This is a genomic window from Desulfoprunum sp. (assembly GCF_053613775.1).
Genome location: NZ_JBSHXH010000004.1, coordinates 699,011 through 713,320, shown reverse-complemented (window position 1 = coordinate 713,320; position 14,310 = coordinate 699,011). Strand labels below are relative to the sequence as shown.

General features: G+C 61.2%; 15 protein-coding genes. 11 read left to right on the top strand and 4 right to left on the bottom strand.

All coding sequences use genetic code 11. The features are described 5' to 3' along the window. The first annotated feature begins 180 nt into the window (after positions 1-180). From ACWGKN_RS07230 to ACWGKN_RS07215, 4 genes are read left to right on the top strand one after another with little or no spacing between them, the layout of a single operon-like run. Positions 181-399, top strand: a complete 219-nt coding sequence (locus ACWGKN_RS07230) for a 4Fe-4S dicluster domain-containing protein (protein WP_035230402.1) — start codon at positions 181-183, stop codon at positions 397-399. Beyond that, entirely contained in the window at positions 392-1,540 is a 1,149-nt protein-coding gene (locus tag ACWGKN_RS07225; protein ID WP_035230345.1) for a 2-oxoacid:acceptor oxidoreductase subunit alpha, read from the top strand. Before ACWGKN_RS07230 ends, ACWGKN_RS07225 begins: the two co-directional genes overlap by 8 nt. 2 nt (positions 1,541-1,542) lie before the next feature. Beyond that, positions 1,543-2,352, top strand: coding sequence for a 2-oxoacid:ferredoxin oxidoreductase subunit beta (locus tag ACWGKN_RS07220; RefSeq protein WP_035230344.1), 810 nt, complete (start codon positions 1,543-1,545; stop codon positions 2,350-2,352). Then, positions 2,349-2,900 carry a 2-oxoacid:acceptor oxidoreductase family protein gene (locus tag ACWGKN_RS07215; RefSeq protein WP_035230342.1) on the top strand — a complete coding sequence of 184 codons (552 nt, stop codon included), beginning with the start codon at positions 2,349-2,351 and terminating at the stop codon, positions 2,898-2,900. Before ACWGKN_RS07220 ends, ACWGKN_RS07215 begins: the two co-directional genes overlap by 4 nt. 45 nt (positions 2,901-2,945) lie before the next feature. Here the strand turns inward: ACWGKN_RS07215 and ACWGKN_RS07210 are convergent, their stop codons facing one another. Further along, the gene (locus tag ACWGKN_RS07210) at positions 2,946-3,380 is read right to left on the bottom strand and encodes an FKBP-type peptidyl-prolyl cis-trans isomerase (protein ID WP_035230338.1); all 435 of its coding nucleotides are present in this window, start codon (positions 3,378-3,380) and stop codon (positions 2,946-2,948) included. Between the two features lie 315 nt (positions 3,381-3,695). On the opposite strand from ACWGKN_RS07210, the gene hisI reads away from it, so the two are divergent. The 4 genes from hisI to ACWGKN_RS07190 all read left to right on the top strand — a co-directional run bounded on the left by hisI (position 3,696) and on the right by ACWGKN_RS07190 (position 6,033). After that, complete coding sequence (gene hisI / locus ACWGKN_RS07205) at positions 3,696-4,082, top strand: phosphoribosyl-AMP cyclohydrolase (protein ID WP_035230400.1); 387 nt, start codon at positions 3,696-3,698, stop codon at positions 4,080-4,082. A gap of 55 nt (positions 4,083-4,137) precedes the next feature. After that, a complete protein-coding gene (gene hisG / locus ACWGKN_RS07200) occupies positions 4,138-5,010 on the top strand; it encodes an ATP phosphoribosyltransferase (protein WP_035230336.1) in 873 nt (290 codons plus the stop codon). Positions 5,011-5,107: 97 nt separating this feature from the next. After that, entirely contained in the window at positions 5,108-5,704 is a 597-nt protein-coding gene (gene yihA / locus ACWGKN_RS07195; RefSeq protein ID WP_035230334.1) for a ribosome biogenesis GTP-binding protein YihA/YsxC, read from the top strand. Positions 5,705-5,778: 74 nt separating this feature from the next. Continuing rightward, positions 5,779-6,033 carry a hypothetical protein gene (locus tag ACWGKN_RS07190; protein WP_452094951.1) on the top strand — a complete coding sequence of 85 codons (255 nt, stop codon included), beginning with the start codon at positions 5,779-5,781 and terminating at the stop codon, positions 6,031-6,033. A 9-nt stretch (positions 6,034-6,042) separates the two neighbouring features. Here the strand turns inward: ACWGKN_RS07190 and ACWGKN_RS07185 are convergent, their stop codons facing one another. After that, positions 6,043-6,297, bottom strand: coding sequence for a response regulator (locus tag ACWGKN_RS07185; RefSeq protein ID WP_052160032.1), 255 nt, complete (start codon positions 6,295-6,297; stop codon positions 6,043-6,045). A gap of 399 nt (positions 6,298-6,696) precedes the next feature. Here ACWGKN_RS07185 and ACWGKN_RS07180 point away from each other — a divergent pair, with 399 nt between their 5' ends. Genes ACWGKN_RS07180 through ACWGKN_RS07170 form a run of 3 tightly spaced genes read left to right on the top strand, consistent with a single transcriptional unit; the run spans position 6,697 to position 11,352 of the window. Further along, on the top strand, positions 6,697-8,445 hold the full coding sequence (locus tag ACWGKN_RS07180; protein ID WP_452094950.1) for a DUF6909 family protein: 1,749 nt from the start codon (positions 6,697-6,699) through the stop codon (positions 8,443-8,445). Between the two features lie 4 nt (positions 8,446-8,449). Continuing rightward, positions 8,450-10,285 (top strand): ATP-binding protein, encoded by a 1,836-nt coding sequence (locus ACWGKN_RS07175; protein ID WP_035230328.1) that lies wholly within the window; start codon positions 8,450-8,452, stop codon positions 10,283-10,285. Continuing rightward, positions 10,282-11,352, top strand: coding sequence for a glycosyltransferase (locus tag ACWGKN_RS07170; protein ID WP_452094949.1), 1,071 nt, complete (start codon positions 10,282-10,284; stop codon positions 11,350-11,352). Before ACWGKN_RS07175 ends, ACWGKN_RS07170 begins: the two co-directional genes overlap by 4 nt. Here ACWGKN_RS07170 and ACWGKN_RS07165 read toward each other — a convergent pair. Then, the gene (locus tag ACWGKN_RS07165) at positions 11,346-12,530 is read right to left on the bottom strand and encodes an O-antigen ligase family protein (protein WP_424253703.1); all 1,185 of its coding nucleotides are present in this window, start codon (positions 12,528-12,530) and stop codon (positions 11,346-11,348) included. The genes ACWGKN_RS07170 and ACWGKN_RS07165 overlap by 7 nt on opposite strands. Positions 12,531-12,554: 24 nt before the next feature. Further along, a complete protein-coding gene (locus ACWGKN_RS07160; protein WP_035230322.1) occupies positions 12,555-14,282 on the bottom strand; it encodes an ABC transporter ATP-binding protein in 1,728 nt (575 codons plus the stop codon). Between the last annotated feature and the right edge of the window lie 28 nt (positions 14,283-14,310).

Genomic DNA, 14,310 nt, shown 5'->3' with positions numbered 1-14,310 from the left:
CTGCGAGGTGGTCTTGCCGGCCAAGGCCGATCCGGGCGGCGGTCAATGGTGTCACGGACCACGGCGACAGCGGGGAAAGGTTTCTTTCCGGTTCTGCATGGCCGAGATGGCGAACATGCCGTGCCTCTACGGCACGGAAAACCTCACATTTTCCCCCGTTCGGGGAACAAGGACAGGATAATGGCGAGAAAAAAACTCAAGGAACACCTGATTAATCGTGAATGGTGCAAGGGCTGCGGCATCTGTGTGCGGTTCTGCCCCAAGAACGTGTTGGAACTGGACAACATGGAAAAGGCGGTGGCAGTCCGGCCCGAGGATTGCATTTGCTGCCGGTTGTGTGAATTCCGCTGCCCCGATCTGGCAATCGAAATAGTTGTTGAGGATGAAAACGATGAGTGAAAAACTGATGTTTGTCCAAGGTAACGAGGCCTGTGTCCAGGGGGCGCTCTATGCCGGGGTCGATTTTTTCGCCGGCTACCCGATTACTCCCTCCACCGAGATTGCCGAACTGCTGGCGGCCAGGCTGCCGGAAAAGGGCGGCAAGTTCATCCAGATGGAGGACGAGATCGCCTCGATGTGCGCGATCATCGGCGCCTCGCTGACCGGCCACAAGGTCATGACGGCGACCAGCGGCCCGGGATTCTCCCTCAAGCAGGAGGCCATCGGCTACGCCTGCATGGCGGAGATCCCCTGCGTCATCGTCAACGTCCAGCGCGGCGGGCCGTCGACCGGCAACCCGACCCACGTCAGCCAGGGCGACATCAACCAGGCGCGCTGGGGAACGCACGGCGATCACGGCATCATCGCCCTGACCGCCTCCAACCACCAGGACGTCTTCCGGATGACCGTCGACGCCTTCAACCTGGCGGAGACCTACCGCACCCCGGTCGTCCTCCTGTTCGACGAGGTCATCGGCCACATGCGCGAGCGGCTGGTCGTGCCCGATCCGGGGGTGGTCCCGATCGTCGACCGGCTGCGCACCTCGGTGCCCAAGGATGTCGATTACCACCCCTATCTGCCGCGGGAAGACGGCCGTCTGCCGATGTCGGACTTCGGCGGCCATCACCGCTACAACGTCACCGGCCTGTTCCACGACATGTGGGGCTTCCCCTCCAACAACCCGAGCGTGGTGCAGGACCTGCTCCGTCACCTGGTGGACAAGATCGACACCAATGTCGACGTCATCACCCGCTACAAGGAGCACTGTCTCGACGATGCCGAGTACATCCTCGTCTCCTACGGTTCGTCGGCCCGCTCGGCCATCCATCTGGCCAAGAACCGGCGGCAGAAGGGCGAGCGGCTCGGGGTCCTCGAACTGCAGTCGATCTGGCCGTTCCCGGCGGAGATGGTGCGGGCGAAATGCGCCAACGCCAAGGCGGTGATCGTGGTCGAGATGAACATGGGCCAGGTGCTGACCCAGGTCAAGGCGGCGGTCGACCAGCCGAACCGGGTGTTCCTCGCCAACCGCATCGACGGCAAACTTATCACACCATCCGACATCAAGGGACTTCTCCGGGTCATCCAGGGAAAAGGGGTATGACAATGGCTATCAAGGATTATTTACGGGAAAGATTCTTCCCCCACATGTGGTGTCCGGGTTGCGGCCATGGGACAGTATTGAACTCGCTGCTCCGGGCGGTTGAAGAGCTGGGCCTGAACAAATCGAATATCGTCATGACCTCCGGCATCGGCTGTTCGGCGAGGATCTCCGGTTATGTCGATTTCCATTCGCTCCATACCCTGCACGGCCGGGCGCTGGCCTTCGCCACCGGGGTCAAGCTGTCCAAACCCGAACTGACCGTCATCGTCCCGATGGGCGACGGCGATGCCCTGGCGATCGGCGGCAACCACTTCATCCATGCGGCGCGGCGGAACATCGATATCACCGCCATCGTCATGAACAACCGGATCTACGGGATGACCGGCGGCCAGTTCTCGCCCCTGTCCGGACCGGGCAAGAAGGCGACCACCGCCCCGTACCTGACCATCGACAACGAGTTCGACGTGGTCGAACTGGCGAAGGCCGCCGGCGCGACCTTTGTCGCCAGGTCCACCGCCTATCACTGCCAGGAGGCCACCAACTACCTCAAGCAGGCCATCCTCCACAAGGGCTTTTCGGTGGTCGAAATCCTCTCCCAGTGTCCGACCCATTACGGCCGCAAGAACAGGGAGGGGGACGCCGCCGCCATGCTGGAGATCCAGCGTGACAGTACCGCCAGGATCGGTTCCAAGGCCCTCGACGACAATCCTCATCTCATTCCCAGAGGCATCTTTGTCGACATCGAGAAACCGGAATATTGCGAGGAGTATAACAAGATAATTGACCGGGCAATGAAGAGGAAGGCATCATGAAACGCGTGCGACTTGTATTTTCCGGCTCCGGCGGCCAGGGCGTGATTACCGCCGCCATCATCCTGGCCGAGGCGGCCGTCATCGTTGAAGGGCTGAACGCCACCCAGTCCCAGAGCTACGGTGCCGCCGCCCGCGGCGGGGCCACCCGGACCGACATCATCATCTCCGAGGAAGAGATCAACTTTCCCGGGGTCACCAGCCCCAATATCCTCGTCTGCCTCACCCAGGAGGCTTACAGCCAGTATGCCTCCATCATCCGTCCCGGCGGCCTGCTGCTGACCGATTCCCGCTCGGTGAAGACGGCCAAGAAGACCGACGCCAAGCATATCGAGCTACCGCTGTACGACACGGTCATGGAGCGGATCGGCAAACCCATCGTCTACAACATCACCATGCTGGGGGCCCTGATCGGGATCACCAGCATCGTCCGCCCGGAGTCGGTGCTCGAGATCCTCAAGGAGCGCATCCCGCCGGACTTCCTGGCCATGAACCAACGGGCGCTCGATCTCGGCCTGGTCCTCGGGGCGCAGTACCGGTACACGATCTGATCAGGTCAGCTGAACACGGGAAGGGAGCGGCGGTGGCGGTCGGGATCAGCGTTCGATGTTGATGACGGTGACGGTGTAGGTGAGATGGTGGCCGGCCAAGGGGTGATTGTAGTCCACTTCGACCTCGGAGTCGGTTACCCGGAGGACGGTTGCCGGCACCATGAGTTCCCGGCCGTCCTTTTCCGTTTTGAGGGAAAGGACCATCCCCGGTTTGGGCTTGAGCTTGTCGATCATCTCCTTGTTGGTGATGACCTGGACCAGTTCTTTCTGCCGGGGGCCGAAACCTTCATCGGGTGAAATCCTGACCTTTCTGGTCTCGCCGCTATTCATGCCGATGAGGGCCTGTTCAACGCTCGGCGGCAGCTCGAGGTTGCCAAACCTGACCGTGAGCGGCTCGTCCGGGCTGACAACCATGAAGACCTCGCCGTTGTCGAGAGTGCCGGTAAAGGAGAGGGTAACTGTGTCATTCTGCTGGATCATGCGGTGCTTGACTCCTTGTTGGGTGAAGGTCGGGAACGGGGGTATCCTGGGCGCAGGCGCCGGCAGGTATATGCGTTTCATTCTATCTGCAACGGGTTGAACTGTACCTCGATTGAGCGCGAATTGGCAAGGTTTATGGGGTGATAACCACGGCGGAAGGCGCCATTTCTTGACAAAACGGGGTTGCGGGCATAGAATACATATTTTTTTGATTGATAGACATGCAGAGGAGCGGATTGCAGGGGGAATACTCTTTGTCCGGACCTGCCGGTTTCTTCTCTCGGGAATGGTGTGCCAATTATGAGGCTGGAGGAAATGGTACAGCTCAACTTTGCAAAATCGGCGGATGGTCTCATTCCGGCGATTGTCCAGGAGTATTCGACGGGCCAGGTCCTGATGCTGGCCTATATCAACAGGCTGTCCTGGGAGAAAACGCTCGAGACCGGGAAGGCCCATTACTGGAGCCGATCCAGGCAATCCCTGTGGCTCAAGGGGGAATCCTCCGGCCATGTCCAGCTCATCCGCCGGATCCTGGTCGATTGCGATGACGATACCGTCATATTCCAGGTCGAGCAGCTTGGGGGGGCGGCATGCCACACCGGCCATAAGAGTTGTTTTTACCGCAGGCTGGTCGGTGACGCTCTGCAGATCGAGGGGGAAAAGGTCTTCGATCCGGTAAAGGTCTACGGGAAAGAGTCGTAATATAAAAAAACAGCTGCCGGTATGCCGTGCAGAGCAATTTGATGGAGAACACACGATGAAACAATTGAAACTCGGACTGCCGAAGGGTAGTCTCGAAAATGCCACCATCACCCTGTTCGAGAAGGCGGGATGGTTGATCAAGCCGGCCGCCCGCAATTATTTCCCGGAGATCGACGATCCCGAACTGGCCTGTTCCATCTGCCGCCCGCAGGAGATGTCGCGCTACGTTGAGAGCGGCATGCTTGACGCCGGGATCACCGGCAAGGACTGGACGATGGAGAACATGTCCGACACCGTCCTCGTCTGCGACCTGATCTATTCCAAGGTCAGCCGCCGGCCGACCCGCTGGATCATCGCGGTGGCCGGCAATTCCGAGATCAGGACGATCAAGGATCTTGAGGGCAAGAAGATCTCGACGGAGTTGGTGAATGTGACCCGCCGCTTTTTCGAAGAGCAGAAGATCAATGTCGAGATCGAGTTTTCCTGGGGGGCGACCGAGGCCAAGGTGGTTTCCGGGCTGGTCGATGCGATCGTCGAGGTCACCGAGACCGAGAGCACGATCCGGGCCCACGGGCTGCGCATCATCCATGAGCTGATGACCTCGAACACCCAGTTCATCGCCAATCGGGGATCGTGGAATGATCACTGGAAACGTGAAAAGATCGAAAACATCGCCATGATGCTCCAGGGCGCCCTGCGGGCCGATCGCATCGTCGGGATGAAGATGAATGTCGCCAAGGCGAATCTCGATGCGGTGGTCAACCTGCTGCCGAGCCTCAACGCTCCGACCATCGCCGGCCTGTACAATCAGGAGTGGTATTCGGTCGAGACCGTCATTTCCGAGGACGTCGTCCGCGACCTGATCCCGAAGCTCAGGAAGAGCGGGGCGGAAGGGATCATCGAGTACTCGCTCAACAAGGTTATCTGAACAGGCCGGGATCATGGTTACGGTCTGATTTTCTTCACTTTCTGCGGTTGCCGGGGCCCTCGGCCACCGCTCTCTTCTGCTCCGACTGAAAAAGGCGATGAATTTTTCCGAGGTACAGTTTATTCTAAGCGCTCACTCTCTGAAGCAGCTTCCCGACCCGGGTCTGCCGGAGATCGCCTTCGCCGGGCGCTCGAATGTAGGAAAATCAAGCCTTATCAACTGCTTGATTGGAAGAAAGGCCCTCGTCAAGGTGAGTGGCCGACCCGGCAAGACGCAGGGGTTGAACTATTTCCTGGCCGGCGACGACCTCTACCTGGTCGATCTCCCAGGTTATGGTTTTGCCCGCGTGTCCAAGTCGATGCAGGACGGATGGCAGGACCTCGTGACGTCCTACCTTGAGACCCGGTCAACGCTGCGATGTGTCGTGGTGATCATTGATATCCGGCATGCCCCCAAGACCCAGGACACCCAACTGCTTTCCTGGTTGAAACTCAAGGGGATACCGTATTTGCCAGTGTATACGAAAATGGACAAGCTGTCCGGCAACGAACGCGTCCACAACGCGCGGTTGCTCGACAGTGGACATGATATTCAGGCTGGGAGCAGGGTGCTGTTTTCCTCCAAGACCGGGCAAGGGCGGGAAGAGCTGCTACGGGCAATGGCGGCTTTTCTGGATGGACAGAAACAAGGTTGAGGATCCGATGACAGTCCCGCAACAAGGTTTTTCAATGGTCCCCCGTGCAAGGGGGATAACTGTGAAGGGCGACAATGACGCTTATTGCAGAGTGGCGATGCTGGCAGATAATGCAGTGCGATCCGGATATCCGGTGCCCTGCGAAGGACGACAACCCGGCGGTGGAGTGCTGGGAAATCATCGGTTCCCATGACCCCTGCGCTTTCAATATCTGCAGGGACTGTCTGGTGTATGTGGCGAAAAACAGGGATTCCCGCCTGACATCGGCGGAAATTGTCGAAATCCTGTCCCGCAAGGGACTGTGCTGTTCTGCTGCAACCCTGAAATAGACCCGGGCCTCAGGATTCGCCGACCTGTTCGGGCGGCCGCTGTCGACTGCAGCCGCTGCGGACGGCGTTCGTCAGGAGCCTGAGGTCGGGCAGGGGCTTGAGGAAGACGGCAGCCTGATCAATCCCGATCTCGCGAAGCAAAGCCGGGATATGGTAGTCCATCGAGCCGGTGTGAATGAAGAAACGGATCGATGGCCGCAGTCCATGCGCCCTCGCGATGGTTTCATTGCCGTCGATACCGGGCAGGCGCAGATCGACGATCATCGCATGATCCCGGCCGCTTGGTTGGGCAACCCTCCAGACGTCAACCTGCCATAGGCCGGCCGGTTGCCTTGTCGTTGTATTTAAAAACGTAATGATGGGAGATGCGCGCGGTGAATGCGACGAATCCCCTGTGAATTTTCTCTTCTTTTGCAGGACGGTGATCTTATTGCCGCGATTGAAACCCTCGATCGATACTGAAAAAACACAACCGGCGAAGTCGAAAACGACATGGTCCTCCCCCTGTTCCGGAAGATGACAACATATCCTTCAACACTGCGCCATCACTGTCTGTCCTGAAATAATTTTTTAGTAAAATTCCAGTGAACTGGTACAATGCAGCAGCAGATGCCACGGCCATTGTCCCGGTTGTCATGCCGTAATCCATGAATCATTCATCTGGTGCCGGATCCTGATTTCAACCGCCCCTTCATTTTTCAAGTCCAGTCGGAAGAAAAGACCATGCAGGAATTGTCGAAATCGCAGAAGGCGAGAAACGCCATCCGCACCTTCAAGATCCTGGCCGACGCCCTCACCTTGCAAGGCTCCTACAAGCCGTCGGGCAAGGCCGGCGAGAAACTGGCCGAGGCCCTGAAGATGTTCAGCCCCGAGATCTACGGCTCGATGGCCGACCCGAGGATCGTCGAGCTCAAGGGGCTGGAGTATGTGATCGACCGGATGCCCCGGGGGATAGAGAAGTGCAACCGGATCATCCTCACCGCCCAGGAAGATTTCCAGGACACCTCGTTCGAGGAGATCATCCCCCTGAAACGGCGCCGGGTGTCGTATGCCGTTTCGGCAAAGGAGATGTGCTTCGTCATCACCCATGGGCAGAGCGAGATCTACGATATCCTGACCCATATCACCTTTCTCACCATCGAATCGCAGAAGATTCTGCAGCAGATCAGCAACCGGGTCGACGGCACCAGCACCGAATGGATCGAGCTCGAACGGATCATCGAACGGGAATCGGAGCTCAAGGACGATGAACTCGATCAGGCCCTGTGGAACCTGTCGATCATCCTCGGCCGGACCTACAAGGAGACCCGCAACACCTACGACTATCTCGATGCAAACCGGCGCCTGCACAACGCCAACAGCGGCCTGTTCAACATCATCCACACCCTCGGCAGGCGGATGATCGAAGAGCAGACCTCGGCCAAGGAGGAACTCACCATCTACTTCACCCCCTCCCTGCAGGAAATGATCGGCCATCACAAGTATGCCTCCCTGTGGGCCGGTTCGATCAAGGAGAAATTGTACGATCTGGGCTTCCAGGACCGGCCGGTGCACGTCATCAGCGCCAACATGCACTCCGTCCGCAACATCCTCTACGGTTCGGGCATGCTGCTGGCGCAGGGCGAGCCGGTTCCCGCCGACCTCTACGAGATGGTCGGGCAGCTCCGCAGCCAGGGCCGCAAGATCAGCGAATACGCCGAGAAATTCGGCTACATCTTCCACAAGGATACCTCGGGCTCGAACATCGACGTCAACATCATCGACACGAGCAGAATCGATGCCGCCACCCTTCATCCATCCCTGCACTTCAACCTTGAGCTGATCAAGCAGCAGCAGCCGGTGCTGCTGGTGATGGACTACGCCTTCGGCACCCAGGCCTTCGAGCTGATGGACGAGCTGCTGTGCCCGTGCCAGATCCAGGACAAGGTCATTGCCTTCAGCATCGAATCGATCTCGGTCATGGGCAAGGCCGGAATACTGCCCGGCAAGAAGGGCGACATCATGCTGGCCACGGCGCATGTGATGGAAGGGACGCCGCACAACTACATCGTCAACAACGATCTGACGGTCGACGATTTCGACCCCGGCGTCAACGTCTACTGCGGCCCGATGGTGACCGTCCTCGGCACCTCGCTGCAGAACCGCGACGTCCTCGAACGCTTTCATTCGTCGAGCTGGAAGGCGGTCGGGCTCGAGATGGAGGGCGGCCATTACCAGCGGGCGATCAGCGCCGCCATCATCCAGGGCCATATCCCGATGGACATGAAGACCCGGTACGCCTATTATGCCTCCGACAATCCGCTGCAGAGCGGCCAGACCCTCGCCTCCGGGCCGATGGGGGAGGAGGGGATCGTCCCGACCTACATGATCACCAAGGTCATCCTGCAGAAGATCCTCAATTACCCGGAATAGGTTCATGCCGATGAAATTCCGACTGGTCAACGTGTCGCCGTGGATTCTGGCCGCGGCCTGTTCCCTCCTCGCCATCATCATCGCCGTCTTCGCCGTCAACAACTACCATCGCGAAAAACAGCTGATGATGGAGATCCTGCTGCAGAAGGGGATCACCATCATCCGCTTCATCAACGCCGGTCCGCGTACCCGATTCCGCACCGCTCCCGACAGTCCTGCCGGCATGGAGCTGCAGTGGATGGAACAGGTGCAGCAGACCCTCGACCATGCCACCGAGCAGCCGGACATTCATCTGGCGATGCTGGTCAACCGGGACGGCGAGATCCTGGTCAGTTCGGACCGGGAAAAGATCGGCGGCAGGGTCGAAAAGGAGACCGATTCCTTCTTCGGGACGCTGCAACAGGAGGAGATCGGCAACGTCATCTACCGGATCGGTCGCGAGGCCAGGGGGGACAGCGAAGTATTTCAGATAGCCGCCTACTATGCCCCGCTCGGGCCGCGCGGGCCGGCCGGCGACGGCCACCCGCCGATGATGCGGATGGGGCGCGGCAACGGCGGGATGCGGGAGCACATGCTGCAGATGCAGCAGGGGTTCCGGAGGTGGCGGGAGGTGGCGGAGCAGGTGCAGGCGGCGAGATACGTCCTGCTGGTCGAATTGGAGATCGACCAGTACAACGCCGCCGTCAAACGGCAACTACTGCAGATCGTCATACTTTCCGTCGTCCTGCTGCTGGTCGGCGCCGGCGGCGGGCTGTCGCTGTTCACCCTGCAGGGGTACAAGGGGAGCCAGCTGAGTCTGCGGCGGATGCGGGCCTTCAACGATCTCCTGGTCTCATCGTTGCCGATCGGCCTGGTCGCCACCGATAGCGAGGGCCGGATCCGGCTCTGCAATCGGACGGCGGAGGAACTCATCGAAAAGACCGAGAAACAGCTGGTCGGCAAACGGCCGGGTGACGTCCTGCCGCCGCCGCTGGCAGTCCTGATCGGCCAATCGGAGGCGGAGCCGGATCGGCCGCAGCGGCGTGACCTGCTATTGGAGAGAGGGGAGGGGCGGTCCAGGTCCCTGGTCCTTGCCGCCCTGGCGGTGATCGACGGCGAGCAGCGGCACGCCGGGACGATGCTGCTGATGCAGGATGTCAGCGAGGTCAAGCAGCTCGAAGAGGAATTGAAGCGCAACGAGCGGCTGGCGGCGCTCGGGGAGATGGCCGCCGGGGTGGCCCATGAACTGCGGAACCCGCTCAGCTCGATCAAGGGCCTGGCGCTGCTGCTGAAATCGAAATTCACCGACAGCTCATCCGATCGCGAGGTCGCCGATATCCTGGTCCGCGAGGTGGAACGGCTCAACCGCAGCATCGGCGAGCTGCTGGATTATGCCCGGCCCGATCGCCTGGAGAAGGAAAAGGTCTCGCTCAACGAGATCGTCGATAAGGCGATATCGCTGCTTAAGGTCGATGCCGATGCGGCCGGGATCGCGATCGTGACCGAGTACAGTCCGCAGCCGGATCTGGTCCATGCCGATCAGGACAAGCTGAGCCAGGTCTTTCTCAATCTGCTGCTCAACGCCATCCAGGCGATGAACAGCGGCGGCACCCTGCGGGTCGCCACCGTCCGCGAACCGGCCCAGCTGCTCTGCCGGATCGAGGACAGCGGCTGCGGCATCGAGGCGGCACTGCTGCCGAAGGTCTTCGATCCCTATGTGACGACCAAGAGCGGCGGCACCGGTCTCGGCCTGGCGATGTCGGTCAAGATCATCGAGGAGCACGGCGGCCGCATCGACATCAGCAGCACCCCCGGCCAGGGGACGACGGTGGTCGTGGCGCTGCCGGCCTGGCAGGGATGAAGCGGCGGCGGCAGGTCCCCGGCCGGCCGGCCCTGTCGGGCGAAGCCGGCGACGACAAGCGGATGCGGGTCGTACAGTTCATGGCCTCGGAGGGATATGGCGGGGCTGAACAGGTGCTGATCGAACTCTCCAACGCCCTGGCCGAACGGCACGAGGTGATCGTCCTGCTGCTGCGCGATGCCGTCATCCAGGGGCGGTTTTCGCCGCGGGTGCGGCAGGTCACGCTCCGCTCTCACCCGACGAGCAACAACCCCTTCCTCCATATCGAACTGTATTCCCGGCTGAAGACAATCGCCCCCGACATCATCCACACCCATGCCGCCAAGGGAACGACCCTGGTCGCCCGGGTCAACCGCCTGCTCGGCTATTGCCACCTCGGCACCAAGCACAACGACCGAAAGGGGCGGATCTTCAATCATCTCCGCTGGGTCAGCGCGGTGTCGGAGAAGGCTGCGGCCTCGGTCCTGCCTCGCCCGGGGGCGGAGGTCCGGGTCATCCACAACGGAGTCACCGTCGAGGACTGCGGTTCAACGGAGAAGGATACGATCTTCACCATTCTCGCGGTCGGCCGCCTTGACCGGATCAAGGGATTCGATGTCCTGATCGACCAGGTGGCCCGTCTGCCCTTCGAATTCCGGCTGCGGATCGTCGGCGAAGGGCCGGAGCGGCGGCATCTGGAGCAACAGATCCAGGCCAGGAGGCTGGACGGCAAGGTGAGCCTCGAGGGGTTCCATGACGACATCCCCCGGTGGATGAAAAGGGCCCACCTCGTGGTCATCTCCTCGTATCAGGAGGGTGGACCGAAGGTCATGATCGAGGCGCTGTACTGTGCCGACATGCTGATCGCCACCCCGGTCGGGGCGGTGCCGGAGGTCCTGCCGGCGATGCTGCAGGTCGAGCAGGACAGGCTGGCGGCGAGGATCACCGAGGTCCATGCCGACTACGATCGCTACCGGGACATCTTCGCGGTGATTGCCGATCGTCGAAGGGCTGATTTCTCCTTACCGTTGATTGTCGAGCAATACTGTGCCTATTACCGCCATATCCTGGAGCACAGAAATCACTGAGCCGGGTGCTGAGGCGGGGAAGCCAGGAGCAGGGCCGAGAGGAAGGCGTAGAAATGGCCCTGGTGGGAATCGAAGAGAAAGGAGTTCATCAGGCAGCCGGTCGCCATCGTCAGGACGATGCCCTGCAGCAGGAACCGGCTGTGGCGGTTGAGGCCGGCGGCGGCCAACCACTGGCTGGCGAGCAGGGCGAGGAAGAGGGCCAGCCCGGTCAACCCCAGCTGGACGCCGATGAACAGGTACTCGTTGTGGGGGTTGTCGCTCGGCATGGTGTCGCCGCCGGCGATCAACTGCTGCTGCCGGACGGCGAACGAGCCGGTACCGTGCCCGAACACCGGTCGTTCCCTGATCAGGTCGATGCTGTTGCCCCACCAGTCCAGCCGCATCCCCAGGGACGAACGGGAGGTCCCCGGCTCGTAATGGATGATGTCCTGCAGCGCCTGCTGCACGCGCGACGAGATGTTGGTCGAGATCATGAAACCAGCCGGGAGCAGCAGGATAAAGACCAGGCAGCCGGCGATTCTCTTCCTCAGGTCGAGACGCTGCAGCGTGGCGAACCCCATCAGCACCGCATAGGTGAACATCCCGGTGCGGCCCGGGGCGATGAAGATGATGTTGGCGGTGGCCAGGAGGAAGACGACCGCCCAGGGGAGGCGCTGCCGCGGCCGGTCGATCGCCCGTTGCAGGGCCCAGAAGGCCAGCAGGGCCATGAAGAAGCTGTGGGTGATGTGGAAGAGCAGCGAGTTGCCGTACTTGGCGGCCGGGATGAGAGCCAGGCCCATGGCGTAGGAGACCAGCATCAGGACCACGGCCCCGGCGACAAACCCGTTCTCCGCCCGCCGGATGAGCGCCTGGTCGTCGAAGGCCAGCGACAGCACCAGCGGCAGCAGGAGCAGTTCCCGGTATTTCATCAGGACCGGGAAGGCCTCGCCCGCAGAGGCCGGGGAATAGCTGACGGCGACGAGGAAATACAGAAACAGCAGGGCGGCGAGCGCGGCAGCCGGATGCTGGCGCAGCAGGCGCAGCGCGACCGTCGCCCGGCCCGAGCCAAGCCAGAGAAGGACGACAAGGGCCGAGCACAGATCCATCAGTGAGGTCGAGAGCGGGATCCAGAAGCAGGTGGCGATGACGGCGAACCCGCCCCACCTGAGGCATACGGCCTGTATTCGCTTGGGCGTCATCTGCCGGCCTTCCTCCGCGCCGTCCTACCGGTACTGCAGGTTGTAGAGTTGTTCATATTCCCGGCCGAGGGCCAGCAGCTGGTCGTGGGTGCCCTCCTCGACGATGGCGCCGTCCTTGATGACGATGATCCGGTCGGCATTGATGATGGTCGACAGGCGATGGGCGATGACGAAGGTGGTCTTGTCCTTCATCAGGTTTTCGAGGGCCTTCTGGACCTCCCGTTCCGATTCGGTGTCGAGGGCCGAGGTCGCCTCGTCGAGGATCAGGATCGGGGCGTTCTTGAGGATCGCCCGGGCGATCGATACCCGCTGGCGTTCGCCGCCGGAGAGGCGGGCGCCGCCCTCGCCGATGACCGTGTCGAACCCCTGCGGCAGGTTGGTGATGAAGTCGAGGGCATGGGCCGCCGTCGCCGCCCGGATCAGTTCCTCCTCGCTGCAGTCAAGATCGCCGTAGGCGATGTTGTTGCGGACGGTGTCGTTGAAGAGGATCGTCTGCTGGGTGACCATCGCGATCTGGCCCCGGAGCGACTGGAGGGTGACATCGCGGATGTCGACGCCGTCGATCAGGATCGCCCCCTGCCTGAGGTCGAGGAAGCGGGGGATCAGGTTGGTCAGGGTCGTCTTGCCGCCGCCGCTCGGGCCGACGATGGCCAGGGCCTGGCCGGCCGGAACGACCAGGTTGATACCGGTGAGGACCGGTCCCTCGTTGTCGTAGCTGAAGGTGACGTTGTTGAACTCGATCGTCTTTTTGAACGGCGGCAGGATCGTCGCCCCCGGCCGGTCGGCGATCGCCGGCTCGATGTCGAGCAGGGCGAAGACCCGGGTGGCGGCCGCCATGCCCTGCTGGATGGTGGAGTTGATCCGACTGACCCCCTTGACCGGCTCGTAGGCCGAGATCAGGGCGGTGAGGAAGGCGAAAAAGGTGCCGGGGGTGGCGCCGCCGTGGATGACCTCGTTGCCGCCGAACCAGATGATCAGGGCGATGGCGACGCCGCCGATGAACTCCATCAGCGGGTGCTGCATGCTGCGGAAGCGGGCGTCCTGGATGATGACGGCGAACAGGGTGCCGATCCGGTCGCGGAAGCGCCGGCCCTCGTACTGTTCGCGGCCGAAGGCCTTGACGATGCGGTTGCCGGTGATGGTCTCGTAGAGGATGTTGGTGACATGGGCGGTCTCCTCCTGGGTCCTGGTGCTCAGACTGCGGAAGATCCGGCCGAACTTGACGATCGGGTAGGCGGCGATCGGCAGGATGATGAAGGAGAACATCGCCAGCTTCCAGTTCATGTAGAAGACGACGCCGAGGAGGACGATCACCTGGAAGAAGTCGCGCAGGGTGCCGACCAGGGCGTTGGAGACCGCCTGCTGCATCAGGGTGATGTCGGAGATGATGCGCGAGATCAGGGTCCCGGTCGGCATGTAATGGAAGAACGACAGCGGCTGGCGGTGGATGTGCTCGAACACCTGGACCCGCAGGTCGCGGATCACCGACTGGCCGACCTTTTCGAGGAGAAAGTAGTAGGCATAGTAGCAGAGGCTCTTGAGGAGGAAGATCAGGACGATGACCAGCGGCAGGACGTTGAGGAAAAAGACGTTCTTTTCCATGAAGATCTTGTCGAGCAGATCCTTGACCAGATAGGCCTGGGCCCCGGTCAGGGCGGCGACGAAGATCATCCCGACCATGGCGATGAAGAGCCGTGACTGGTAGGGCCGGATGACCGCATAGATCCTGCGCAGAATTTCCTTGTTTGTCATGTGGGACTTTGATGCTAAAGTTGTTCGG